General features: G+C 70.1%; 21 protein-coding genes. 5 read left to right on the forward strand and 16 right to left on the reverse strand.

The window, feature by feature from the left end; all coding sequences use genetic code 11:
* Positions 1 to 55: 55 nt before the first annotated feature.
* On the forward strand, positions 56 to 961 hold the full coding sequence (locus ACEOAB_RS02755; RefSeq protein ID WP_413749832.1) for a LysR family transcriptional regulator: 906 nt from the start codon (positions 56 to 58) through the stop codon (positions 959 to 961).
* Here the strand turns inward: ACEOAB_RS02755 and ACEOAB_RS02760 are convergent.
* From ACEOAB_RS02760 to pgaA, 5 genes are all read right to left on the reverse strand, one after another.
* A complete protein-coding gene (locus ACEOAB_RS02760) occupies positions 958 to 1,755 on the reverse strand; it encodes an SDR family oxidoreductase (RefSeq protein ID WP_413749833.1) in 798 nt (265 codons plus the stop codon). The genes ACEOAB_RS02755 and ACEOAB_RS02760 overlap by 4 nt on opposite strands.
* 109 nt (positions 1,756 to 1,864) lie before the next feature.
* Positions 1,865 to 2,446, reverse strand: a complete 582-nt coding sequence (gene pgaD / locus ACEOAB_RS02765; RefSeq protein WP_056597636.1) for a poly-beta-1,6-N-acetyl-D-glucosamine biosynthesis protein PgaD — start codon at positions 2,444 to 2,446, stop codon at positions 1,865 to 1,867.
* On the reverse strand, positions 2,436 to 3,713 hold the full coding sequence (pgaC, locus tag ACEOAB_RS02770; RefSeq protein WP_495653442.1) for a poly-beta-1,6-N-acetyl-D-glucosamine synthase: 1,278 nt from the start codon (positions 3,711 to 3,713) through the stop codon (positions 2,436 to 2,438). The genes pgaD and pgaC overlap by 11 nt, the downstream gene beginning before the upstream one ends.
* On the reverse strand, positions 3,710 to 5,770 hold the full coding sequence (gene pgaB, locus ACEOAB_RS02775; protein ID WP_495653443.1) for a poly-beta-1,6-N-acetyl-D-glucosamine N-deacetylase PgaB: 2,061 nt from the start codon (positions 5,768 to 5,770) through the stop codon (positions 3,710 to 3,712). Before pgaB ends, pgaC begins: the two co-directional genes overlap by 4 nt.
* A complete protein-coding gene (pgaA, locus tag ACEOAB_RS02780) occupies positions 5,770 to 8,283 on the reverse strand; it encodes a poly-beta-1,6 N-acetyl-D-glucosamine export porin PgaA (RefSeq protein WP_495653444.1) in 2,514 nt (837 codons plus the stop codon). The genes pgaB and pgaA overlap by 1 nt, the downstream gene beginning before the upstream one ends.
* A gap of 370 nt (positions 8,284 to 8,653) precedes the next feature.
* Between pgaA and ACEOAB_RS02785 the strand changes: the two genes are divergently transcribed.
* Positions 8,654 to 9,475 carry a creatininase family protein gene (locus ACEOAB_RS02785; protein ID WP_413750975.1) on the forward strand — a complete coding sequence of 274 codons (822 nt, stop codon included), beginning with the start codon at positions 8,654 to 8,656 and terminating at the stop codon, positions 9,473 to 9,475.
* A gap of 9 nt (positions 9,476 to 9,484) precedes the next feature.
* Here ACEOAB_RS02785 and ACEOAB_RS02790 read toward each other — a convergent pair whose 3' ends face one another.
* From ACEOAB_RS02790 to ACEOAB_RS02835, 10 genes are all read right to left on the reverse strand, one after another.
* Positions 9,485 to 10,456 (reverse strand): threonine dehydratase, encoded by a 972-nt coding sequence (locus ACEOAB_RS02790; RefSeq protein ID WP_413750976.1) that lies wholly within the window; start codon positions 10,454 to 10,456, stop codon positions 9,485 to 9,487.
* A gap of 12 nt (positions 10,457 to 10,468) precedes the next feature.
* Positions 10,469 to 11,101, reverse strand: a complete 633-nt coding sequence (locus tag ACEOAB_RS02795) for a LysE family translocator (protein WP_413750977.1) — start codon at positions 11,099 to 11,101, stop codon at positions 10,469 to 10,471.
* A 2-nt stretch (positions 11,102 to 11,103) separates the two neighbouring features.
* Positions 11,104 to 11,796 carry a VOC family protein gene (locus tag ACEOAB_RS02800; RefSeq protein WP_413750978.1) on the reverse strand — a complete coding sequence of 231 codons (693 nt, stop codon included), beginning with the start codon at positions 11,794 to 11,796 and terminating at the stop codon, positions 11,104 to 11,106.
* Between the two features lie 23 nt (positions 11,797 to 11,819).
* Positions 11,820 to 12,743 carry a PhzF family phenazine biosynthesis protein gene (locus ACEOAB_RS02805; RefSeq protein WP_495653445.1) on the reverse strand — a complete coding sequence of 308 codons (924 nt, stop codon included), beginning with the start codon at positions 12,741 to 12,743 and terminating at the stop codon, positions 11,820 to 11,822.
* A gap of 133 nt (positions 12,744 to 12,876) precedes the next feature.
* Positions 12,877 to 13,518, reverse strand: a complete 642-nt coding sequence (locus ACEOAB_RS02810) for a glutathione S-transferase family protein (protein ID WP_007838937.1) — start codon at positions 13,516 to 13,518, stop codon at positions 12,877 to 12,879.
* 14 nt (positions 13,519 to 13,532) lie between these two features.
* Positions 13,533 to 14,171: a LysE family translocator gene (locus ACEOAB_RS02815; RefSeq protein ID WP_413750603.1), complete on the reverse strand. Its 639-nt coding sequence runs from the start codon at positions 14,169 to 14,171 to the stop codon at positions 13,533 to 13,535.
* A 15-nt stretch (positions 14,172 to 14,186) separates the two neighbouring features.
* Positions 14,187 to 15,389 (reverse strand): aminotransferase-like domain-containing protein, encoded by a 1,203-nt coding sequence (locus ACEOAB_RS02820; protein ID WP_056597626.1) that lies wholly within the window; start codon positions 15,387 to 15,389, stop codon positions 14,187 to 14,189.
* A 60-nt stretch (positions 15,390 to 15,449) separates the two neighbouring features.
* The gene (locus tag ACEOAB_RS02825) at positions 15,450 to 15,857 is read right to left on the reverse strand and encodes a VOC family protein (RefSeq protein WP_056597625.1); all 408 of its coding nucleotides are present in this window, start codon (positions 15,855 to 15,857) and stop codon (positions 15,450 to 15,452) included.
* Between the two features lie 2 nt (positions 15,858 to 15,859).
* Complete coding sequence (locus ACEOAB_RS02830; RefSeq protein WP_495653446.1) at positions 15,860 to 16,807, reverse strand: DMT family transporter; 948 nt, start codon at positions 16,805 to 16,807, stop codon at positions 15,860 to 15,862.
* An 8-nt stretch (positions 16,808 to 16,815) separates the two neighbouring features.
* Entirely contained in the window at positions 16,816 to 17,415 is a 600-nt protein-coding gene (locus tag ACEOAB_RS02835) for a LysE family translocator (protein WP_413750605.1), read from the reverse strand.
* Positions 17,416 to 17,529: 114 nt separating this feature from the next.
* On the opposite strand from ACEOAB_RS02835, the gene ACEOAB_RS02840 reads away from it, so the two are divergent.
* From ACEOAB_RS02840 to ACEOAB_RS02850, 3 genes are all read left to right on the forward strand, one after another.
* On the forward strand, positions 17,530 to 18,972 hold the full coding sequence (locus ACEOAB_RS02840; RefSeq protein WP_495653447.1) for an aminotransferase-like domain-containing protein: 1,443 nt from the start codon (positions 17,530 to 17,532) through the stop codon (positions 18,970 to 18,972).
* 78 nt (positions 18,973 to 19,050) lie between these two features.
* A complete protein-coding gene (locus tag ACEOAB_RS02845) occupies positions 19,051 to 19,815 on the forward strand; it encodes a PhaM family polyhydroxyalkanoate granule multifunctional regulatory protein (RefSeq protein WP_495653448.1) in 765 nt (254 codons plus the stop codon).
* A 45-nt stretch (positions 19,816 to 19,860) separates the two neighbouring features.
* On the forward strand, positions 19,861 to 21,141 hold the full coding sequence (locus tag ACEOAB_RS02850) for an FIST signal transduction protein (protein WP_007838952.1): 1,281 nt from the start codon (positions 19,861 to 19,863) through the stop codon (positions 21,139 to 21,141).
* Positions 21,142 to 21,147: 6 nt separating this feature from the next.
* Here the strand turns inward: ACEOAB_RS02850 and ACEOAB_RS02855 are convergent, their stop codons facing one another.
* Positions 21,148 to 22,449: a D-amino acid dehydrogenase gene (locus tag ACEOAB_RS02855; protein WP_056597619.1), complete on the reverse strand. Its 1,302-nt coding sequence runs from the start codon at positions 22,447 to 22,449 to the stop codon at positions 21,148 to 21,150.
* Positions 22,450 to 22,479 lie beyond the last annotated feature (30 nt).

The raw sequence follows: 22,479 nt of genomic DNA on the forward strand, positions 1-22,479 counted from the left end.
CTGTAGGATCGCAAGGCTGGTTTGATAAGCCGGCTCGAATCAGCAACACTTTCAAATGAAGATTGAAAATCTCTCCGACCTGCAGGTGCTGGTGCAGGCAGCGCGCGGCGGCACGCTCACGGCGGCGGCGCATGCGTTGGGCATCACGCCCGCGGCCGCCAGCGCCACGCTCAAGCGGCTGGAGGCACAGCTCGGCGCGCGCCTGTTCGAGCGCTCCACGCGTGCCATGCGCCTGACGCCGCAGGGGCAGACGCTGCTCGACTACGCGGTGCGTGCCTTCGAGCTGCTGGACGAGGGCGAGTCGCTCGTCACGGCCGACCGCGGCGATCTGGTCGGCACCTTGCGGGTGGCCTCGCCCTCGGACCTCACGCGCAGCACGCTGCTGCCGTGGTTCGACGAATTCCTGGCGCTGCACCCCGGCGTGCAGCTCTCGCTGTCGGTCGGCGACCGTCCGCTGGACGTGATGCGCGACGAGGTCGACGTGGCCTTGCGCTACGGTGCGCTGGCTGATTCGCGGCTGGTGGCGCGGCCCTTCGCGCTGACCAACCCGGTGCTTACGGCTTCACCGGGCTACCTGCGCCGCCATCCCGCGCCGAAGGTGCCGCAAGACCTGGTGCACCACAACTGCCTGATCTTCAACCGCTCGGGGCGCCGCCACCGCGTCTGGCGCTTCGCGCAGAACGGCCAGTGGACCGAAGTGCGCGTGAACGGCAACCGCAGTGTGGACGACGCCTCGCTCGCGCGCGAATGGACCGTGGCGGGCTATGGCGTGTCGCTCAAGTCCGCGCTCGACGTGCGCAACGACATCCGCGAAGGCCGCCTCGTGCGCCTGCTGCCCGACTGGGAGACGGAGCCATACCCGCTGCATGCGCTGCTGCCGAGCGGGCGCTTCGTGCCCGCGCGCGTGCGTGCGTTCGTCGATTTCCTGGCGCTGAAGTTCGAGGCGCTGACGGCCGCTTAGATCATCGGCGTCACCGCGCCGTCCATCGCCACGATGGCGCCCGTCACATAGCTCGCCTTCGCCGACGCGAGGAACACCACCGTATTGGCAATTTCTTCCGGCGTCGCGATGCGCCCCAGCGGCAAGCGTGCCTTGGCGCGCGCCAGCGCCTCATCGGTGCCGATGCCCTGCAGCTTCGCGTCGGCCTTCATGCCTTCCTGCAGCCGTTCGGTCAGCGTGAGCCCCGGGTTCACCGCGTTCACGCGCACGCCCTTGGCGGCATAGGCCGCGGCCATGCCGGCGCTCACCAGCATCAGCGCCGCATTGGCCGCGCCGCCGGCCATGTGCACCGGGCTCGCGACCTTGCCGCCCTGGCCGATCACGTTGACGATGGCGCCGCGGCCGCGCTGGCCCATTCGCTTCACCACCGGGTCGATCATGTGGATGTAGGTGAAGTATTTCGCGTCCATCGCGTCGTGCCACGACGCGGCCGTCAGTTCGTCGGGCGGGGTGCGGCGCGCGGCGCCGGCCGAGTTGACGAGCACGTCGACAGGGCCGAAGACCTGCTCAGCCGCGTCGAGCGCGGCCACGGCGCCGGCCGGGTCCTTGAGGTCGGCCGCATGCACCGAGATCCGGCCTTCGGCCTGCGCGAAGGCATCCACCAGCGTCCTGCGGCCCTGTTCCAGATTGGCGAGATCGCGCGACACGAGGCTCACGCGCGCGCCTTCGCGCAGGAAGCCCAGCGCGCACGCCAGGCCGATGCCCTTGCTGCCGCCGGTGACGAGAACGTGCTGGTCCTGGAGCTGGAGGTCCATGAAAGAGTCCTTGATGGAGAGTGGAGTGTGGCGGCGATTGAAGCACCGCCGCGAAACCCCTGCACGGATGCGGCTGTATGCCGCCATGCCCCGCCGTGCTCGTCCGGCCTCAGCGCCCCGCGACCGCGCGCTGCAGCGGCTCGGGCTCCAGCGCTCCCGTCGCGGTGTCCGTGGCGTCGCGCAGGTGGCCGTTGTTGTCGTGGTGCACCAGCAGCTGCCGCGCGCGCTGCCAGGCCGACAGCCGCGCCGGCGGTACCTCGATGTAGGAGGCCAGCGCGAACAGCGACGACTGTTCCTGGTCTGGAGGCGTCTCGCGCCTCTGCTGGCGGCGGCGCAGCGGTGCCATCACCAACATCGAGGCCAGGATCACACCGATCGCAATGGCGTAGAGGCCGAGCAGCTGCATCACCTCGGGCTGCGAGCGCGCGCCGAGCACATAAGGCCATGCGTACCAGATCGTGCAGAACCAGACGCCAAGGGTGACCGCCGGGCGCAGCACGCGCAGCCACAGATACATGGCCAGCGTGCGCTGTGGCGAGCGGCCTGTGCCGAAGGCGCGCAGCGGGATTCGTGCAGCGTCGATGATCGGCTCGTCCACCGCGGGCTGCCCCCAGGAGCGCTGGCGGCTCGGCGGAGGCCTGTCGTCGTGCGCCTCGTGCAGGCGGCTTTGGGCATGGGTCTCAGGGCGCATCGGAAACTCCTCGGTCGGGGCTCGTCCACACCGCGCGCTTTCCGCGGCGGCGTATCAGAGCATTGGGAAGGGCGATGACGGTGGTCGCCATCGTGATGATCCAGAAGGCGATCGGGTACCAGATCGTTCCGGCGAAATAGCGCATCAGGTCGCGGTCGTAGCGGCGGTCGATCCACAGGCTCAGCAGCATCTGCAGGATGCAGGTCATGGCCAGCAGCGTGCCTTGCCAGTGCGGCAGCAGCGCCGAATGCCAGGACGAATTCGCCGGCAGCAGCGGCCGCACGAGGCCGATCACCAGCACCGCCGCCATGCAATAGGCCCACACCACGCTGGTCATGTACTCCAGGTAGATCGGCCACATCCGCCAGTGGCGCGGCCGCAGGATGCGCGAGGTGTAGCGCAGCATGGTCTGGATGCCGCCGACGGCCCAGCGCAGGCGCTGTTTCCAGAGGCCGCGCAAGGTCTCGGGCATCAGGATCCAGCACAGTGCGCGCGGCTGGGAGCGCCGCGTACAGCCGCCGAGCTGGAGCTTCCAGCTCATGTCGATGTCCTCGGTGAGTACGTCGGGGCTCCAGAAGCCGACCTCGATCACGGCGCGGCGCCGGAACATGGCGAGCACGCCCGAGACGGTGAAGAGCGTGCCCACCAGCTGCTGCGAGCGCTTGATGAGCCCGATGATCGAAGAGAACTCGCCCACCTGCATGCGCCCGAGCAGCGTGGTGCGCGTACGGATGCGCGGGTTGCCCGTCACCGCGCCGATGCGTTCGGAGCGCAGCATCGGCCGCAGCATCCATGCGATGGCGTCGACGTCCACCAGCGCATCGCCGTCGATGCCCAGGATGTATTCGCCGCGCGCGAGCTGGCAGGCGGTGTTGAGCCCGACCGCCTTGCCCTGGTTGCTGGCGTTGTGGATCACGCGCAGGCGGCTGTATTCCTGCGTCATCTGGTCGAGCAGCTCGCCGGTGCCGTCGGTGCTGCCGTCGTTCACGGCGATGACCTCGTAGTGCGGGTAGCGCGTGCGCATCAGCTGCTCGATCACCTCGCGCAGGTGCGGCGCTTCGTTGAAGCAGGGCACCACCACCGTGACCAGCGGTTGCGAGGGCAGCGAGTCGAGCGGATTGGCGTCGGCGTCGCGCCTGCGCTCGAACACCCATGCATGCGAGAGGCCGCCCGCCATCCACACGTAGGCCATGAAGAAGGGGTAGTAGAAGACGAAGCCGAACAGCAGCGTGGGCAACGAGTGCGCGAGGATCTGGACGGTGGTCATGGCGCGGGCTGTGCAGGGATCGTCGCGGCGGCCGGTGCACGCAGCGCGCGCGGCAGCAGCGTGCGCACCGAGATCGCGCGGCGCACGGCTTCCAGCGAGGGTTGGTCGTTCAGGAAGTCGTCGGGGTAGTAGCCCAGGTGGCGCACGCCGGCGCGCTGCAGCAGCGTCCATTGGCGCGTGAGTTCGGCGTCGGGCACGGGCTTGCTGGTGTGCCAGTCGCGTGCCTGCAGTTCGAACACGGTGCCGTCGAGGCCGCGCGGCGTGCCGGCCGCACGCTGCGCGAGCCGCGAGAGCCAGGCATCGCCGTCGGCGTCGGTTCGGGCCTCGCGCTCCATGCGCGGCATCGCCATGAGCCCGACGTAGTCGTAGGCCGCGAGCGAGGCCTCGTAGTTCTGCGCGAACCATTGCTCGGCCTGGGGGTCGAGAACCGGTCGTGCATAAAGGTTGCGCGCGGTCTCCAGCGCGGGCCGCCAGGCGCCCACGCGTGCGGCCAGTTCGTGCGTGAAGTCGATCAGGTAGCGCGTCTTGGCGGCGGTCCAGCGTGCCGTCAGTTCCGGGTTCGCGCGGATCGCGGCCACGTCGGCCGGCAGGCCCCAGCGGGCGTAGGTGGCGAGGGCGGCGGGGCTCGCATCCTCGTCGTCGGACAGCGTCGCGTCGTCGTGGAACAGCAGGCCGCCGAAGAAGGCGTGGCGACCGAGGTCTTCGTAGATGTCGCCGACCAGCGCGCGCACCGCGGGGTCGAAAGGCGTGAGCCGGTGGTAGCGGCCGGCCGGCATCGCGCCGCCCTGCGCCATCACCGTGTGCGTGGCGAGCGGGTTCGAGGCCGGCAGGCGGAAGGCCGTCACCGGCATCCATGCATAGACCTTCACCCCGGCGCGGCTGCGCAGCTGCCAGGCCGCGCGGCTGAACAGGTCGGCGCGCATCGGCAGGTGCCGGTTGGGAAAGTACAGCGCGTCGGCCACGCCATCGCCGTCGGGGTCGGCGTAGGCCTGCAGGAACACCGAGCGCGGGCGCACGGCGGCCACGCGGTCGATCAGCTTAGAGAGGTTGCGCTCCTGCTGGGCCGGGTCGGGGTCGTACACGTAGTCGAGGTCCACGTGCATCACGCGGTTGACGGGCCAGACCTCGCCGCCCACGGGGCTGCGCAGCAGCCGGGCGTATTCGGGCGCCTCGTTGTCGTACTCCGCAAGCGCGCGGCGTACGCGCGCGAGCGGCACCGTCGGGGTGTTCGAGCCGTCGTCCAGCGTGAGGGTGATGGGCATGCCCGCGCGCTCGGAAGCTTTCAGCGCTGCCGCGTTGTAGGCGCCATAGGGCCACACCATCGAGCGCACCTTCGCGCCGGTGCGCTTTTCGATGAGCTCGCGGCTGCGGCGCAGGTCGGACTCGATGCGCTGCGTGTAGGCGGCATCGTCCTCGTAGCGCCCGGTCTTCGGGTCGTAGTGGTGCGTGGCCGCGGCCGGCAGCATGTTGCCCTGCGGGTTGGCGAGGATGCCGGTGTGCATGGCATCGCTGTGGCTCGCGAACTCGACGAGGCCCGAGCGGGCCATCTCGGCGGCCTCGCGCCACAGCAGGAAGTTCTCGCGCGGCGCGGGCTTGTCGCCCCAGTGCACCGGCTGACCCTCGGGCACCTCGAGCCAGCTCGTTACCAGCGCGAACAGCGCCGGGTAGTTGTAGCGCTTGAGCAGCGGGAACACCTTGGTGTAGGCGCTGCGATAGCCGTCGTCGAAGGTCAGCAGCACGGGCTTGGGCGGCAGCGGCTTGCCGCCGGCGCGCGCATCGACGATCTGCTGCAGGCTCACCGGGTGATAGCCGTTGTATTGCAGCCAGGCCAGCGTCTCGGCGAAGGTGCGCTCGTCCACCGCGGTTGCCTCGGGCGAGGTTTCGAAGCTCGCGCGCACGTTGGCGCGCACGTCGTGGAAGGCGATCACGCGAAAGCTCACGCCGTCGTCGGGGTCGGCGCTCGGCAGAGGCTGCGCGAGGGCCGGCAGCGAAAGCGCCAGCAGCAGCCACGCAAGGGCCGCGCGCAGGAAGGTGAAAGGGTTGTTCGTCGTTCGCATCACTGCAGGGGCATCGAGAGGTTCAGGAAAACGCCGCGCTGTCGTTCGCGCACGCCGTCGTAGGGGTGGCTGGCGATGCGCAGGCCGTAGCGCAGCGCGAGCCTGGAGCCGAGGTTCCAGCGGTGCTCGTAGCGCAGGCTCCACGTCGGGCCGCTGCCGAAGCCCGCCTGCCGATAGGTGCCGCCACCGAGTTCGACGACCTGGAAGAACTGGCGGTCGTCGCGCTTCCAGTTGAGCCATTGCGCGCGCGCCGAGAGCTGCGCGCTGCCGTCGCTCGACGGGCTGAAGTAGGGCGCGGTGTCGATGTCGCGGCCGCGGCTCGCGTCGGCGCTGAGCGTCGTTTCGAGCTGGAACGCCGGCGTGCTGACCCAGCGTTCGCGCCAGCCGAGGCCGAGGCCGCTGCGCAGGTTGCCGTCGCTGAAGTCGAGTTGCTGCCACTTCAGGTCGAAGCGGCGCGATTCGTTCACCACGTAGCCCACGCTCGCGCCGGCCTCGTGCGCGCCGATGCCGGCCGCGCGCGCTTTCCACGGCAGTTCCTTGCTGTCGCCGTCGTAGGTGGCCGACAGCCGCCAGGCGTCGCCCGCGCGGTAGTCGAGCCGGCCGGCTGCGCTGTTGCGGTAGGGGCCGCCGTTCGCATGCTGCAGCACGCCTTCGGCCAGCCAGCGGCCGCGCTGCCAGCCCAGGCCGAGGCCGCCGCGCGCCCAGTTCGCGTTGCCGAGGTCGGTGGTGCCGCGGCCCAGCGACTGGTCGTAGAACACGCGCCACTGGTCGTCGATGAGGCCCGAGGCGAGCCGGCTGTCGATGCGCCATTCGCGGTTGGCGATGGCCGCGCCGCCGGAGGAGGCTCCGGCGTCCACGTCGAGCCGCGGCCCGACCTGGATGAGCCGCCTGCGTTCCATGTCGCGCACCTGCTTCGAGTCGGGCAGGTCGGCGGCGAGCGATTCGGCGCGGCGGCGGGCTTCGCCGAATTCGCCGGCATCGAGCAGGGCCTCGACGTGGCCGGTGCGCGCGCCGACGTCGTAGGGCGCGTCGGTCGCCAGCGCCTCGAAGCGTGCGAGCGCGGCTTCGGGGCGCTCGCGCAGCCGCTCGGTGAGGGCGGCGCCAGAGGCATAGCCGGCGTTGAACGGCGCTTCGCGCGTCAGGGCCGCGAAGCTTTGCTGCGCGAGCGCCGGCTGGTCGGTGTAGAGCTGCATCAGCCCGCGCAAGCCGCTCACCTCGGTGTACTCGCCGTTGGGACGGCCGGCTTCCGGCGCGAGATGCAGCAGGGCCGGCGTGGCGGCTTCGAGCTTCTTCAGCAGTGCCTCGGCATCGCTGAAGCGGCCGACGTCCTGGTAGGCGTAGACCAGCCCCAGGTGGATGTCGCTGGGCATGGGCAGGTCGGCGCCGCCGCGGGCGATGGCTGCTTCGTAGATCGGCACGGCCTCGGCCGAGCGGCGCTCCTGTGCGAGCGCGCGCGCCGCGGCGCCGAGCCCGTAGGGCGGCAGTTCCGTGCCTGTGGCGCGCACTGTGTCGTAGAGCGCGACGGCGTCCGCTGGGCGGCCGCGTTCGACCAGCGCCAGCAGGCGGTCGGACAGCAACCGCGCGCGCACGGTGCGCCATGCGCCGGCGTCTTCGGGCGCGGCTTTCAAGGCCGCGGCATCGGCCCGTGCCAGGGCGGCTTCCTGGTCGGCGAGCACGCGATCGAGCGCGGTGACGCGCTCCGCGCCAAGGCGCTGGTCGCGCGCCTGGATCGCCCAGCGCAGCCGCTGCGCCAGCGCCTCCTGCTGCAGGGTGGAAAGCGCCAGCGGCGAAAAGCTGCCCGGCGCGGCGCGCTCCGCTGCCTCGGCGTTGTCGAAGGCGCTCGATGCGGCGCCGCTGCTCGCGAGCAGGAAGTCGGCCTCGCGGCGGATGTCGCCGCGCCCGGGCCGCAGCGCGCCAGCCTCGGTATAGGCGGCGAGCGCCTGCAGCGGATCTTTTTCGGCGCGCGCCAGGGCGGCGCGCAGCTCCAGCAGCGCGACGCGGTCTTCGACCTGCGTGGGTGCCGGCTGCGAGAGCGCGCGGTACAGCGTCTGCGCGCCCGCGACGTCGCCGCTGTCGAGGCGCCAGTAGGCCTCGTGGATGCGCGCCTCGCGCGCCCCGGGCTGATGCGCGCGCCAGAGGCCGATGGCCTCGCCCTGCAAGGCGAGGTCATGCGTGCGCCGCGCGGCCAGTGCGAGCGGGCCCAGCGCGTAGTCGCTCAGTTTCGACGGCGTGGCCTGCCGGCCCAGCGCCACGGCTTCGGCAAAGCGGCCGTCGGCGGATGCGATCGCGATCGCATCGGAGGCCACTCGCTGGCGGGCTGCGCCGTCGATCGGCGCGGCGAGCCAGTCCTTCAATTGCTGCAGCGCCTGGGCCGCGGTAATGCGGCCTTCGCGGCGCGCGACGATCAGCGCATCGTGCCGCTGGGCGTCGTAGGCTGATGCACTCCGGTCGACCGCGGGTGCCGCGGTGACCGACGGTTCTGCGAATGCCCCGGACGCACCGAAGGCCAGCATGCAAACGAGGGACGGAAATTCTCGTGCTGCATGCGCGAGATGGCGAGGCAACGAGCGGGCGGACGCCGATTTGCGTCCGTCCGTGGCCGTGCCTCCAGCTTTTTTCTGGATGAACACTCTGCTCCCTTGAAACCACAGCTTTCACGACAAGAGATGCCGCCGCGAAAACCGAACCGCCGATATGTGACAGGTCGGCGGTTCTAGAAAATTAATTCGAGGTCACTCTAGACATAACTGTTAACTAAGGCAAACCAAAGCGCTACGAACTGGTTATATGTGTGAATAGATTGGCGTTTTCGGCGTCCGCGTTGACTGCCTTGTCCGGACCGAAGCTTTCGAGGCCGGCTCGCCACCAGCCTAAGATCGCGTGATGAATGCTCCTTCGTTGCCCCGCTTCTGGTCCCAGCTCACCACGCGCGATTTCGCGGCGCTCGATGCGGCGACCACCGTCGCAGTGCTGCCGCTGGGCGCGACCGAGCAGCACGGGCCGCACCTGCCACTGGGCGTGGACACGGTGTTGGCCGACGGCATCGTCGTCGCGTCGCTACCGCTGCTGCCGGCCGAACTGCCGGTGCTGTTCCTGCCGACCCAGCAGATCGGCCTGAGCCCCGAGCACGCGCGCTTCGCGGGCACGCTCACGCTGTCGGCCGAGACCTTGATTCGCGTGTGGAACGAGATCGGTGCCGGCGTGGCGCGCGCCGGCGTGAAGAAGCTGGTGCTGTTCAACGCCCACGGCGGGCACGTCGGCGCGATGGACATCGTGGCGCGCGAGCTGCGCGCGGCGTACGGGCTCATCGTCTACAGCGTGAGCTGGTTCAACCTGCCGCTGGGCGACGCGGGTGCGCAGTTCAGTGCCAACGAGCACCGCTTCGGCGTGCACGCGGGCGAGATCGAGACCTCGATGATGCTGGCGCTCGCGCCGCAGCTGGTGCGCATGGGCGAGGCGCGAGACTTCCGTTCGACCTCGGAGCAGCGCGCGGCCGGCTACGCGATCCTGGGCAACGGCAAGAGCGCCAAGCTCGGCTGGGCCATGGAGGACTACAACGCCCACGGTGCCGCCGGCAACGCGGCGGCGGCCACGGCGGAACATGGCCAGGCGGTGATCGATGCGGCTGCGCAGCAGCTGGCGCTGCTGCTGTCGGAGGTGTCGCGGCTGCCGCTGGACACGGCCAACACCGGCCCGCTGCCCTGACCCGCCGTATTACGAAGCGCTGCGCCCCAGCACGCCCGCGAACATGCCTGAATCGACATTGCCGCCGCTCACGCTGATGCCCACCGTCTTGCCGCGCCAGCGCTCCTGCTGCTGAAGCGCGCCCGCGAGCGCCGCGGCGCCCGCGCCCTCGGCCACGTTGTGCGTGTCGCTGAAGAGGATGCGCATGGCCTCCGCGATCTCGTCGTCGGTGACGGTGATGACGTCGTCGGCCTCGCGCAGGATCACCTCGACCGACTCGGGCACCGGCGTGCGGCAGGCCATGCCGTCGGCCAGCCGCGTGGTGACGGGCGACTCGACGGGCTTGCCGGCGCGAAAGGAATCGCGGTAGGCCGTGGCGTGCGCCGACACCACGCCGATGAGCTTCGTCGACGCGCCGCAATGCGCACGCGCCGCCGCTGCCGCGGCAAAGCCGGAGCCCAGGCCGATGGGCACGAACAGCACGTCGGGCGGCGTGCCCGACAGGGCGTCGAAGAACTCCACATACGCGGTCGACACGCCGCGCACCAGCTCACGGTGGAACGAGGGCACGCGGTGCAGGCCGTCGCGCTCGGCCAGCACGGCCGCGTGTTCGGAGGCGGCCTGGAAGTCGTCGCCATGCTCGACCAGCGTGACGCCGAGTGCGCGCATGGCGGCGTTCTTCTCGGTCGAGTTGCCGTGCGGCACCACGATGGTCGCGGCCAGCCCGTGGCGCCGCGTGGCGAAGCCGACCGACTGGCCGTGGTTGCCGCGCGTGGCGCTGATGGCGTGGCGCACCCCGGGCTGCTCGCGCGCCAGGGTTTCGAAGTAGGTCAGGCCGCCGCGGATCTTGAAGGCACCGGCCGGCGTGTGGTTCTCGTGCTTGGCCCACACGGTGGCGCCGAGGCGCTGCGAGAGCAGCGGCCAGGCGTACTGCGGCGTGGGCGGCATGGCCGCATGCACGGTGCGCTGCGCGGCTTCGATTTCTTCGCGGGTGAACCTCATCGGGTGCCCCATCTACCTGCGTTCGGTGAGCGCGACGCGCACGGCCAGCGCAGCGAGCACGCTGCCCATGATGTAGCGCTGCGCGCGCAGCCAGCCGGCGCTTTGCGACAGCACGGCCGTGATGCTCGCGGCGCCGACGATCATCACCGTGTTGACCGCGGCGCTGGCGGTCATCTGTGCAACGCCCAGCTGCATGCTCTGCAGCAGCACCGAGCCGCGCTCGGGGTGGATGAACTGCGGGAAGAACGAGAGATAGAACATCGCCACCTTCGGGTTCAGCAGGTTCGTCAGAAAGCCCATGCGGAACAGCCTGGCCGGCGGATCGGCCGGTAGCACGCGTGCCTCGAAAGGTGCATTGCCGCCGGGCCTGACCGCCTGCCACGCGAGCCACAGCAGGTAGGCCGCGCCCGCGATGCGGATCGCGTCGAACGCGAGCGGCACGGCCAGCAGCAGCGCGGTGAGCCCGAGCGCGGCCGCGAACAGATGCGCCAGGAAGGCGATCAGCACGCCGCCCAGCGAGATGAGCCCGGCGCGGCGGCCCTGGATCAGCGTGCGCGAGACGCAATAGATCATGTTCGGCCCCGGCGTGAGCGCCAGCAGCAGCGAGGCGAGGGCGAACCAGGCGATTTCAGGGAGGCTCAACATGGTCAGAGTCCTTGGGATTCGAGGGTGACGGGGCCGCGCGGCGTGTCGAGCACGACGATGAGGTTGGGCGCTCCGGCAGCGACGACCATGCCGGTCATGCCGATGGCCGACAGCGCGGCGGAGAGCGCGGGCGCACGCGGATGCACGGCGCGCAGCGAGCGCATCGAGAGACCCGACGCAGGCATGGCATCGGTCGGATGCACCGGTCCCCACTGGATCAGCGTGGGCAGCGCGCCGTAGAACAGCCGCTGGCCGTCGTCGCGCACGGTGATCTGCCACTCGAGCCGGCCGGCGGGCGTGTCGCGCGAGGCTTCGAGCAGATGGCCGCGGTCGATGTGCGCATGCTCTTCATGCGCGAGCGCACGCGTTGCCGCATGTGCATCGGGCACGCGGGCGACGAAATGGATCAGCCGCGGCCCGTGCCGCGCGAGCCCGGCCTGCAGCGCGGCGTCGTCGAGGTCGAACCAGCGGTGCGTCTTGGGGCGCGAGGGCCGCTTGCCCGGCTCGATCGCGATGATCTCCGCGTAGGCGGCAGGAAAGGCATCGCTCGCGATGTTCAGCAGGCGGTTGTGCGTGCCCATCAGCGGATGCGAGCCGCCCGGTGCCGGCGTCACGCCGAGCGTCGCTTCGCACCAGGCCACACCCTCGGCGAGCGAGGCGGCGGCAATCACGAGGTGGTCGAGCTGCGCGTGCATGGTGCGATGGTTTTCGCCGGGGTTCAGAGCGTGACGTGGCCGTCGATGCAGGTCACGGCATCGCCGCCGACCCAGATCTTTCCCTCGGCGTCGCGCTCGATGTGGACGCGGCCCGCGCGGCCCAGGCACTGGCCCTGCGCTGCGAGGTAGCGCTCGGGCATGTGGCCGTCGGCGATCAGCCATTCGGCCAGGCTCGCGTTGAGGCTGCCGGTGACCGGGTCTTCCTGCACGCCGATGGGTTCGGCGAAGGCGCGCACTTCGAGGTCGATCTTCGCGCCGTCGTCGTAAGCGGCCGCCGGGCGGTTGCCGAAGGCGCGCGCCTCGCGGTTCGAGCGGCCGATCAGCGGCGAGGTGTCGAGCGCGGCGGGCACGCCGGCCACACCCGCCTTCACGCCCAGCTCCTTGAGCATGCGGTGATCGGGCGTGAGCGCCAGCACGGCGTCGGCGTCGTTGACCAGCAGGCCGAACCAGACCGGGCCGTTGTCGAGCACCTGCGCCGCGATGATCTGCTGCGCCTTCAGGCCCAGCGCGCCGGCCACCTTGGCCAGCAGCGCGGGGCTCGGGGCGCTGCGCCTGAGCGGCGGCGCGGCGAAGGCCAGGCGGCTGCCTTCACGGCGCAGCGGCACGAGGCCGGCGCCGCACTGCTGCACCACGAGGCCCGCGGCCTTCGGCTTGCCGCCAGCCTGCAGCCACGCATGGCAGCTGCCGATGGTCGGGTGGCCGGCGAACGGCAGCTCGCCGCCGGGCGTGAAGATGCGCACGCGGTAGTCGGCGCCCGGGTCGGTGGGCGGCAGCAGGAAGGTGGTTTCGGACAGGTTGGTCCACTGCGCGAAGCGCTGCATCGCGGCGTCGTCGAGGTCCGTGCCGTCGATGACGACGGCGAGCGGATTGCCGCGGTAGGCCGTGGCGGTGAAGACGTCGACTTGCTTGAAGGGGCGGGATTTCATTGGAGACTCGGGAGGATCGATCAATGGGCGATGTCAGTCCGGGGAACACCGTGGAACCGGCTTTGCCGGGCCACAGGTGTTGCCCCCTGGAAGGGGGTTGGCGAAGCGACACGAAGTGCGCGAAGACTGGGGGTCATTCCAGGCTCAAGTCGAGCACGCCGCGCGTGCCCGGACGGGAAAGCAGTTCGGCATACCAGCGCTCGACGTTCGGCCACGTCGGCCGGCGGTATTCGGCGGGGGGCAGGCCGAACCAGCGGTGCGCCTCGCAGCCGATGGGGATGTCGGCCATGGTGAAGCGCTCGCCGGCCATGTACGGCTGGCGGGCGAGGTGCGCGTCGAGCATTGCGAACAGCGCCTCGCTCGCGCGCACCGAGTCGTCGATGAGCGTCAGCTGGCGCTCCGACGGCGGCGTGCGCACCCATTGCACGAAAGCGTCGCGGCTCGCGCGGTTCAGTGTGGTCTGCTGCCAGTCCATCCAGCGCTCGGCGTCGAAGCGCGCGGGCAGCTCGCTCGGGTAGAGGGTGCCGTGCGAATGCTTCGCGCAAAGGTAGCGCACGATCACGTTCGACTCCCACAGCGTCACGCGCTCGGCGCCTTCGCCGTCGTCGATGGTGGGCACCATCGCATTCGGATTGAGCGCGAGGTATTCGGGCGTCTGCACCACGCCGAACCTGCCGCCGGCCTCGGTGCGCTGGAAGTCGAGCCCGAGCTCCTGTGCGCACCACACCACCTTGCGGACGTTGATCGAACTGATGCGGCCCCAGATGTTGAGCATGGTCGGTTTCTTTATCAGCGGGGTGAAGGACGGTCGAGGAAGAGCAGGCGCACGGCCAGCCCCAGCATCACGGCGGCCAGCAGGCCGCTCTGGAACCGTGCCGCACCGGGGCGGCTGTGCAGCCAGCGGCCGATCTGGCCGCTGCATGCGCCCAGCAGCGTGTTGAAGGCCAGCGCGGCCATCGACAGCACCACGCCGAGCTGCACCAGCTGCAGCGGCACGCTGCCGCGCGCCGGATCGACGAACTGCGGCAGGAACACCATGAAGAACAGCAGCGCCTTCGGATTGACGAGGTTGTTCAGCAGCGCCATGCGCACGATGCGCCCGAACCCGGCCGGCTGCGGCTGCGTGCCGATGCGCAGGCCGCCGCCGCTTCGCAGCGCCTGCACTGCCAGCCACACCAGGTACAGCGCGCCCGCATAGCGCAGCACGTCGAACGAGGGCGGCCACGCCGCCACCAGCGCGGTGACGCCGGTGGCTGCGAACAGCGTGTGCACGAGGTCGGCCGCCGAGATGCCGAGGGCCGCCGCAAAGCCGCCGCGCGGGCCGTGGGCCACGCCGTGCGAGAGCACGAAGGCCATGTTCGGGCCGGGCGACAGGAACAGCGCCAGTACCGCGAGCAGGAAGAGCGAGAGCGTTGCGAGGCCGATCAAGGGGAGGCTCCTGGCTCAGGCCTGCGCGGCCGCGAGCTGTTTGTTGCCGAGCAGCACCAGCTCTTCGCGCAGCGTCTGCGCCAGCGCGGCGATGGCGACGTCGATTTCCTCCACGCTGGCCGTCACGAACGACAGGCGCAGCGTGCGCGGATCGCCTTCGCCCGCATAGAACGGCGCGCCGGGCACGAAGGCCACGTTGCGCTCCACCGCCTTGGGCAGCAGCGTGACGGTGTCGACGCCCTCGGGCAGGCGCGCCCACAGGAACATGCCGCCCTTGGGCGCGTTGAACTTCACGTCCAGGCCCTTCATCTCGCGCGTGAGCGCGGCGATCATCGCGTCGCGCTGGCGCTTGTAGAGAGCGCGAATGGTGGGCACGTGGCGGTCGAGGAACTTGTCCTTCATCACGGCCGAGACCATGCGCTGCGTGAAGATCGGCGTGTGCAGGTCGACGGCCTGCTTGGCCTGCAGCAGCTTCGGGTAGATGGACTTCGGCGCCACCAGGAAGCCCAGGCGCAGGCCGGGCGCCAGCACCTTCGAGAACGAGCCCAGGTAGATCACGCCCTCGGGGTTGCGCGCGGCCAGCGGCAGCGGCGGGGCTTCGTCGAACCACAGTTCGCCGTAGGGGTTGTCCTCGACGATGGGCAGGCCCGCTGCTGCGGCGGCCGCCGACACGGCGGCGCGGCGCTCCTCGGTCATGGTGCGGCCGGTGGGGTTCTGGAAGTTGGGCAGCAGGTAGACGAAGCGAGCGTCCTTGGCTTTCGCCACGAGGTCTTCGACCACCACGCCGTCGTCGTCGCTGGCCACGCCCACCGGATGCGGCTCCATCGGGCCGAAGGCCTGCAGCGCGCCGAGGTACGTGGGCGTCTCGACCAGCACCTTGCTGCCCGGGTCGATCAGCACCTTGGCCACGAGGTCGAGGCCCTGCTGCGAGCCGGTGGTGATGAGCACCTGCGAGGCGTCGACGTCCCAGGGCAGCATGTCGGCCACGGCCTGGCGCAGCGGCGCGTAGCCTTCGCTGGCGGCGTACTGCAGGGCGGCTTGGCCGTCGTTGTGCAGCACTTCGGCGCAGGCATCGGCAAAGGCCTGGATCGGGAAGGTCTTGGGCGAGGGCAGGCCGCCGGCCAGGCTGATGATGCCGGGGCGCTCGGTGACCTTGAGGATTTCACGCAGCACCGAAGGATTCATCTTGGCGGCGCGGGCGGCGAGTTTCCAGTTCATGGCTTTCTTCTTTCAGGCGGTGAGGTGAGATTCGGATAAGGGGGGCAGGTGGGCCGGAGGTCAGTCCGGCGGGATGTCGCCACGGTACACGACATGGATTTTGTTGCTGTCCGGGTCGCGCAGGTAGGCGCCGTAATAGCCATGGCCATAGCGTGGGCGGGGGCCCGGCGCGCCTTCGTCGCGGCCGCCGTGGCGCAGGGCCGCTTCGTGGGCGGCATTCACGGCTTCGGCCGAGGCCGCGGAGAACGCGACCATGCTGCCGTTGCCGGCGCTGGCGGGTTCACCGTCCAGCGGGATGTACACGTAGAAGCGCGGCAGCACCTGTCCCGGCACGACCCAGCAGGCCGCCTCGGGCCCGCCGTCGGGCGTGACCGGGCGGCGCTTCAGGCCGAGCGGGGCGAGCAGCGCGTCGTAGAAGGCGGCGGCGCGCGGCAGGTCGGTGCAGCCGACGGTGATGTGACTGAACATCGTCAGCTTCTCCCGGGGCCGACGGCGCCTGCGGGCAGCGATGCCGTAGCTGGCGCGGCCTGCGGTTGCGAAAGGCGCTTGCCGATGACCACCGAGGCCACCACCGCGATGGCGAAGCCCAGCGTCACCACGTCGAGCGGTTCGCCCAGCAGCGGGATCGAGGCGAGGATCGACAGGAAGGGCTGCAGCAGCTGTGTCTGGCTCACGCGCAGCGCGCCGCCGAGCGCGAGGCCGCGGTACCAGGCGAAGAAGCCGATCCACATCGAGAACATGCCGACGTAGACGAAGCCCACCCAGGCCGACACCGCGACGGGTTGCTGCGGCCACAGCGCCAGCGCGGCCGGCAGCGTAAAGGGCAGCGCCATCACGCAGACCCAGCAGATCACGCGCTCGGCGCCCAGCGATGGTGTGACCTGCGCGCCGTAGATGTAGCCGAAGGAGGCGGCGATGACCGCGCCCACCAGCAGCAGGTCGGCCCATTCGAAACCGAAGCCATGGCCACCCTGGCTCGCGCGCAGTACCGAGAACGCCACCACCAGCAGGCTGCCCGCGATGGCGCAGAGCCAGAAGCCGAGCCGCGCGCGCTGGTGCAGCACCCAGGCCGCCACGGCGGCCGTGACGAGTGGCAGCAGCGCCGTCACCACCGCCGCGTGGCTGGCCGTGACCACGCGCAGCGCGTAGGCCAGCAGAAGCGGAAAGCCGATGGCGTTGCCCAGCACCGCCATGCTCAGCGGCTTCCACTGGTGCGCGGCGGGCCTCGGCGAGCGCGTTGCCAGCAGGAAGATGGCCGACAGCACGCCCGCCAGCGCCGCGCGGCCGAGCGTGACGAACCACGGCGACAGCTGCGGCGCGTCCTGCGAGCCGGTGGCCAGGCGCGTCATGGGCAGCGTGATGGCGAACATTGCGACGCCGATGACGCCGAGCCACATGCCCAGCGTCTCGTCTTTCATGGCGAGCTTCATACGCTCACCATCCACCAGGCGGTGAGCACCAGCACCAGACCCATCGCGCGGTTGAACCACAGCAGCCGCGAACCCTTGGCAAGCCATTCGCGCAGCAGCGCACCGACCAGCGCATAGGCGAAATTGCTCGTGAAGGCATAGGCCAGCATCACCGGCGCGACGATGGCGAAGCGGCCGAGGGCGTCGGGCTGGCCGGCGATCCAGCCCGCCACCAGCGTGAGCGCGAGCAGCCACGCCTTGATGTTCACGAACTGCAGCATCACGCCCTGCCCGAAGCCGACCGACAGGCTTGCCCCGTCTGCCTTGCCGAGCGTGGCGCTGCCGCTGAGCTTGTACGCGAGCCACAGCAGGTAGCCGATGCCCAGCCCCTTGATGGCCAGGCGCAGCGAGGGCATGGCCACCACCAGCGCGCCGATGCCGGCGGCGCACAGCGCCAGCAGCAGGGTCCAGCCCACGGGGACCGCGACCACGAAGCGCATGGCGCGCGGCAGGCCGCCGTTGGCCGCGAGGGCGGTGGAGAGCGTGGTGTTGGGACCGGGCGAGAAGCTCATCGCCGTGGCCAGCACCAGCAGCGCGGTGAATTCTTGCCAGTTCATGACACACACTCTAAACTTGCGACCATTACAGTTCCGATACAGATGATCGAACAATCGGGCAATCTGTATTGGTTACTCCTTCGACACAGAAGCCGGCACAGCCCCGAAAAACGCATGCTGACACGCACCTCCACACAGTCACTGACAGGGCAGTTGGCCGACCGTCTGGCCGAGCGCATCCGCACCCGCCTGCTGCCGCCCGGCGCCCGCCTGCCCTCGGTGCGCGAATGCGCGCGGCAGCAGGGCGTGAGCCCCTATACCGTCGTCGCCGCCTACGACCAGTTGCTGGCGCAGGGCCTCGTCGAGGCTCGCCGGCAGCGCGGCTTCTACGTGCGCGATTCGGCACCGGTACAGGACACCCGCTCGGGCCAAGGCATGGAAGCCGGTGCGAGCGGCATGCCCGCGGCGATGGCCGTGCAGATGCTGGCCTCGCGTGTGCCGGCCGATGCCAGTTCGCTGATCCGCAGCATGTTCCACCGCCCGAGCGACAAGCCGCAGCCCGGCATGGGCGTGTTCCCGCCGGACTGGATGGCGTCGACCTTCATGCCCACGGCCGTGCGGCGCATGACCAGTACAGCCGCGCTGCAGGAACTGTCGCTCCAGTACGGCGAGCCGGCCGGCGACATGAGCCTGCGGCGCAGCCTCTCGCAGAAGCTGGTGGGCATCAACGTGCCGGCGTCGCCCGAACAGATCGTGACCACCATCGGCGCCACCCATGCGCTGGACATCGTGAGCCGTACGCTGCTGCGCGCGGGCGATCCGGTGATGGTCGAGGAGCCGGGCTGGGCGCTGGAGTTCGCGCGGCTGGAGGCGCTGGGCATGCGCATCCTGCCGGTGCCGCGGCGCGCCGACGGGCCCGACCTGGAGGTGATGGCGCAGTACTGCAAGCTGCACAGCCCCAAGCTGTTCGTCAGCGTGAGCGTGCTGCACAACCCGACCGGCTACAGCCTCACGCCGGGCAGCGCGCACCGCGTGCTCAAACTGGCGAACGAGCACGACTTCCACATCGTCGAGGACGACACCTACAGCCACCTCGCGCCCGAGCACGCCACCCGGCTCAGCGCGCTCGACGGGCTGCAGCGCACCATCTACGTGAGCGGCTTCGCGAAGATCCTGGCGCCCAACTGGCGCATCGGCTTCCTGGCCGCGCCGCCAGCGCTGAAGGAACGGCTGCTCGAAACCAAGCTGCTGGCCACGCTGACCTCGCCCACGCTGTTCGAGCGGGCCTTGTCGTGGTGCATCGACCAGGGGCAGCTGCGCCGGCACTCGGAGCGCGTGCGCATCCGCCTCGACGGGGCGCGTGGGCGGGCGGTGAAGCTGGCCATGTCGCATGCCTGCACCTTCGCCTCGGAGCCCGCGGGGCTGTTCGGCTGGGTCGATACGGGCGTGGACACCGATGCGCTCACCCAGCGCATGCTCGACCAGGGCTACCTGCTGGCGCCGGGCTCGCTGTTCCACGCGCGCCGCCCGCCGAGCACCATGATGCGGATCAACTTCGCGACCTCGCAGGACGCGGCCTTCTGGAAGGTCTTCAGCAAGGTCCGAAGCGAACTCTGACGGTGCCGAAAGGCCGAAAAAGGCCGGGGGCTTGGAGTAAGCTGGGAACACAAGAAAACCATCCCAGGAGACCTCTGCATGAGCAACACCAGCAAGCCCTTCGACTTCAGCCAGTTCGTCCCCGGATTCGACTTCCTGAAGAACCTCGCCGGCGGCGCCGCGGCGGGCTCGGGCGCCGGTTCGGTGCCGGGGATGCCGAGCCTTGCGAGCTGGGTGGCGCCTACGCTGAGCGTGGAAGAGGTCGACAAGCGCATCCAGGAACTCAAGACCGTGCAGTACTGGCTCGAACAGAACGGCCATGCCCTCAAGGCCACCATCCAGGCGCTCGAAGTGCAGAAGATGACCTTGTCGACGCTGCGCGGCATGAACGTGCGAATGGAAGACATCGCCAACGCGTTCACCAAGCAGGCAGCCGCGATGGCGCCAGCCTCCGCCCCCGCTTCGGCGGCCCCGGAGCCCGAAACCGAAGAGGTCGAAGATGGGGACGAAGACGGGGATGAAGTACCCCAGGAGGAAGCTCCAGCACCGAAGACATCGCACAGCAGGCCGGCTTCGGCCAAGGCGAAGACCGCAGCGGCCGATGGCGCCGGCGTGGTCGATCCCATGCAGTGGTGGGGCTCGCTCACCGAGCAGTTCCAGCAGATCGCAAGCTCGGCGCTGCAGGACGCGGCGCAGCTGAAGGTGCCGGCCATGGCCCAGCCTTTGGCCGACGCCGTCGACAAGGTCATGGGCAAGCCCGCCGCGGCTGCCCGCAAGCCCGCTGCAGCCAAGAAGGCTGCAGCACCGGCCGCAAAGAAAAGGACGTCGACCGCCGCCCGCAAGCGAACCTCCGGCCGGCGTTGACGTCATACACATTCATTCGTTGAAGAGAACGGGTTGGCACGCACCATGAAGTTGTTCCCCTCCGGCCACGCCACCCATCCGCAATGGCGTATGGCGGCCGGCCTCGTGCTGGCCCAGCTGCGCGCACAGATGGCCTTGCCCGACTACGCGTCTTCGCCGACGCTCGGGCTGCTCTACATCACCGACCACTATGCGAGCGAGGCGCAGGACATCCTCGATCACCTGAGCGCGGAGCTGCCCGAAGTGACCGATTGGTCGGGCACGGTCGGCGTCGGCGTGTCGGCCAACAACGCCGAGTATTTCGACGAGCCCGGGCTGAGCCTGATGCTCTGTGCCCTGCCGAGCGACCAATACCGCGTGTTCTCGGGCGTGGCGCCGCTGGGCAATTCCGAGATGAGCGGCTTCGAGGCGCACACGGCGCTGGTGCACGCCGACCCGGCCACGCCCGACCTTGCCGAGCTGATCGCCGAGATGGCGGGGCGCACGAACACGGGCTACCTGTTCGGCGGCTTGTCTTCGGGGCGTGGCAGCGCGCTGCAGTTCGCGGTTGGCGGCAACGGCAACATCCGCGGGCACGGGGCTGCGGGCGGGGTGTTCTCGGGTGGCCTGTCGGGCGTGGTGTTCGGCGAGGGCGTGCGGCTGGTGTCGCGCGTCACGCAGGGCTGCCAGCCGCTGCGCTCGGGGGCGGCGCGCGAGCGCGAGATCACCGAGGCCGACGGCAACCTGCTGCTGAAGCTCGACGGCGAGCCGGCGCTCGACGTGCTGCTGGCCGACCTGCAGGTGTCGCTCGAGCGGCCGCAGGAGGCCATCGATGCGGTGCGCAACACGCTGGTCGGCCTGGCCGACGCGGGCAGCGACGGCATCCGCCGCACCGGCGACCTGGGTGCCGACGTGCTGGTGCGCCACATCATCGGGCTGGACCCGACGCGCCGCGGCATCGCGATCGCCGACGTGGCCGAAGCCGGCATGCGGCTGAGCTTCTGCCGCCGCAATGCGCAGGCTGCGCGTGCCGACCTGATGCGCATCTGCGCCGAAATCCGCGAGGAACTGGAGCCCGAAGAGCAGACGCTGGCCACCGCGCGCGCCGTGGCGGCAGGCGAGGCCGAGGCGGCGCCGCATCCGGCGCGGCGCATCGCGGGGGCGGTGTACGTCAGCTGTTCCGGGCGCGGCGGTCCGCACTTCGGTGCGCCGGGTGCGGAACTGCAGATCGTGCGGCACGCGCTGGGCGACGTGCCGCTGGTGGGGTTCTTCGCGGCGGGCGAGATTGCCCGCCACCATCTGTATGGCTACACCGGCGTGCTGACGGTGTTCGCCAGCAACGACTGACGGCGATCAGGCCGGCTGCAGCGCGCGCGGCGCGGGCGTGGGCATGCCGGTGAACGCGAAATCGACCTCCGGCGCCAATCCGCTCACGATGCGCGCGATCGACTTGCCCGAACCGCAGGCGTGCGTCCAGCCGAGCGTGCCGTGGCCCGTGTTGAGGAACAGGTTCGGCAGCTTCGTCTTGCCGATCAGCGGCACGTTGCTCGGCGTCGCGGGACGCAGGCCAGTCCAGAACTGCGCCTGCGTGGTGTCGCCGGCGCCGGGGAACAGCTCTTCCACGCGGCGCACGATGGCTTCGCAGCGAACCCGGTTCAGGTCGCGGTCGTAGCCGTTGAGCTCGGCCGTGCCGGCGATGCGCAGGCGGTCGCCCGACTCGGACGTGTAGCGCGAGAACACGAGCTTGAATTCGTCGTCCGTCAGCGAGACCTGGTGCGCCTTCGAGGCGTCCTTCACGGGTAGCGTCACCGAGTAGCCCTTGGCGGGATAGATCGGCAGGCTGATGCCCAGCGGCGCGGCGTACAGCGGGCTCAGGGAGCCCATCGCCAGCACGAAGGCGTCGCCGCGGATGCGCTGGAAGCGGCCTTCGTTGTCGGTGGCCTCGACGTGGTCGATGCTGCCGCCGGCTTCGCGCAAGGCGGTCACCGTGTGGCTCATGAGGAACTTCACGCCGGCCGCGGCGGCCAGGCCGACCAGCTCGCGCGCGAAGCGATTGGCGTCACCGGACTCGTCCTCGGCCGTGTAGGTGGCGCCAGCCAGCTGAGGGCGGATGTGGGCGAGGGCGGGCTCGATCTTCACGGCTTCGTCGGCCGAGATGACCTGGCGCTCGCAGCCCAGGGCGCGCATCTGCTCGGCGGGCGCGAGGGCGCCGTCGAACTCTTTCTGCGTCGTGTAGAAGTGCAGGATGCCCTGTGTGCGCTGGTCATAGTTCAGGCCGGTGTCGCGGCGCAACTGTTGCAACATCGAGCGGCTGTATGTACCAAGACGCACGATCTGCTCGATGTTGTGCCGCGTGCGTGCCGGGGTGCATTCGCGCAGGAACTGCAGGCCCCAGAGCCACTGGCGCATGTCGGCGCGGATGCGGAAGAGCAGCGGGGCGTCTTCCTTGCCCAGCCACTGCAGCACCTTCAGCGGCGCGCTGGGATTGGCCCAGGGTTCGGCATGGCTGACCGAGATCTGCCCGCCGTTGGCGAAGCTGGTTTCGGCGGCCGGGGTGGCCTGCCGGTCGATCACGGTCACTTCGTGGCCGAGTTGCTGGAGGTAGTAAGCCGAGGTCACGCCGAGCAGGCCGGCGCCAAGAACGATCACACGCATTTCAAGTACCTTTGAGGTTGCAACGCTTGA

The organism is Variovorax sp. Varisp53, assembly GCF_059491555.1.

Excerpts from the sequence above, each read along its gene's own strand:
- ACEOAB_RS02810 (WP_007838937.1), bottom strand. The coding sequence starts at position 13,518 with ATGCTCAACATCTGGGGCCGCATCAGTTCGATCAACGTCCGCAAGGTG.
- ACEOAB_RS02795 (WP_413750977.1), bottom strand. The coding sequence starts at position 11,101 with ATGTTGAGCCTCCCTGAAATCGCCTGGTTCGCCCTCGCCTCGCTGCTG.
- ACEOAB_RS02845 (WP_495653448.1), top strand. The coding sequence starts at position 19,051 with ATGAGCAACACCAGCAAGCCCTTCGACTTCAGCCAGTTCGTCCCCGGA.
- pgaD (WP_056597636.1), bottom strand. The coding sequence starts at position 2,446 with ATGCGCCCTGAGACCCATGCCCAAAGCCGCCTGCACGAGGCGCACGAC.
- ACEOAB_RS02785 (WP_413750975.1), top strand. The coding sequence starts at position 8,654 with ATGAATGCTCCTTCGTTGCCCCGCTTCTGGTCCCAGCTCACCACGCGC.
- ACEOAB_RS02820 (WP_056597626.1), bottom strand. The coding sequence starts at position 15,389 with ATGAACTGGAAACTCGCCGCCCGCGCCGCCAAGATGAATCCTTCGGTG.
- ACEOAB_RS02840 (WP_495653447.1), top strand. The coding sequence starts at position 17,530 with ATGCTGACACGCACCTCCACACAGTCACTGACAGGGCAGTTGGCCGAC.
- ACEOAB_RS02760 (WP_413749833.1), bottom strand. The coding sequence starts at position 1,755 with ATGGACCTCCAGCTCCAGGACCAGCACGTTCTCGTCACCGGCGGCAGC.
- ACEOAB_RS02855 (WP_056597619.1), bottom strand. The coding sequence starts at position 22,449 with ATGCGTGTGATCGTTCTTGGCGCCGGCCTGCTCGGCGTGACCTCGGCT.
- ACEOAB_RS02850 (WP_007838952.1), top strand. The coding sequence starts at position 19,861 with ATGAAGTTGTTCCCCTCCGGCCACGCCACCCATCCGCAATGGCGTATG.
- pgaC (WP_495653442.1), bottom strand. The coding sequence starts at position 3,713 with ATGACCACCGTCCAGATCCTCGCGCACTCGTTGCCCACGCTGCTGTTC.
- ACEOAB_RS02835 (WP_413750605.1), bottom strand. The coding sequence starts at position 17,415 with ATGAACTGGCAAGAATTCACCGCGCTGCTGGTGCTGGCCACGGCGATG.
- ACEOAB_RS02800 (WP_413750978.1), bottom strand. The coding sequence starts at position 11,796 with ATGCACGCGCAGCTCGACCACCTCGTGATTGCCGCCGCCTCGCTCGCC.
- pgaA (WP_495653444.1), bottom strand. The coding sequence starts at position 8,283 with ATGCTGGCCTTCGGTGCGTCCGGGGCATTCGCAGAACCGTCGGTCACC.
- ACEOAB_RS02825 (WP_056597625.1), bottom strand. The coding sequence starts at position 15,857 with ATGTTCAGTCACATCACCGTCGGCTGCACCGACCTGCCGCGCGCCGCC.
- ACEOAB_RS02755 (WP_413749832.1), top strand. The coding sequence starts at position 56 with ATGAAGATTGAAAATCTCTCCGACCTGCAGGTGCTGGTGCAGGCAGCG.
- ACEOAB_RS02790 (WP_413750976.1), bottom strand. The coding sequence starts at position 10,456 with ATGAGGTTCACCCGCGAAGAAATCGAAGCCGCGCAGCGCACCGTGCAT.
- ACEOAB_RS02830 (WP_495653446.1), bottom strand. The coding sequence starts at position 16,807 with ATGAAAGACGAGACGCTGGGCATGTGGCTCGGCGTCATCGGCGTCGCA.
- ACEOAB_RS02805 (WP_495653445.1), bottom strand. The coding sequence starts at position 12,743 with ATGAAATCCCGCCCCTTCAAGCAAGTCGACGTCTTCACCGCCACGGCC.
- pgaB (WP_495653443.1), bottom strand. The coding sequence starts at position 5,770 with ATGCGAACGACGAACAACCCTTTCACCTTCCTGCGCGCGGCCCTTGCG.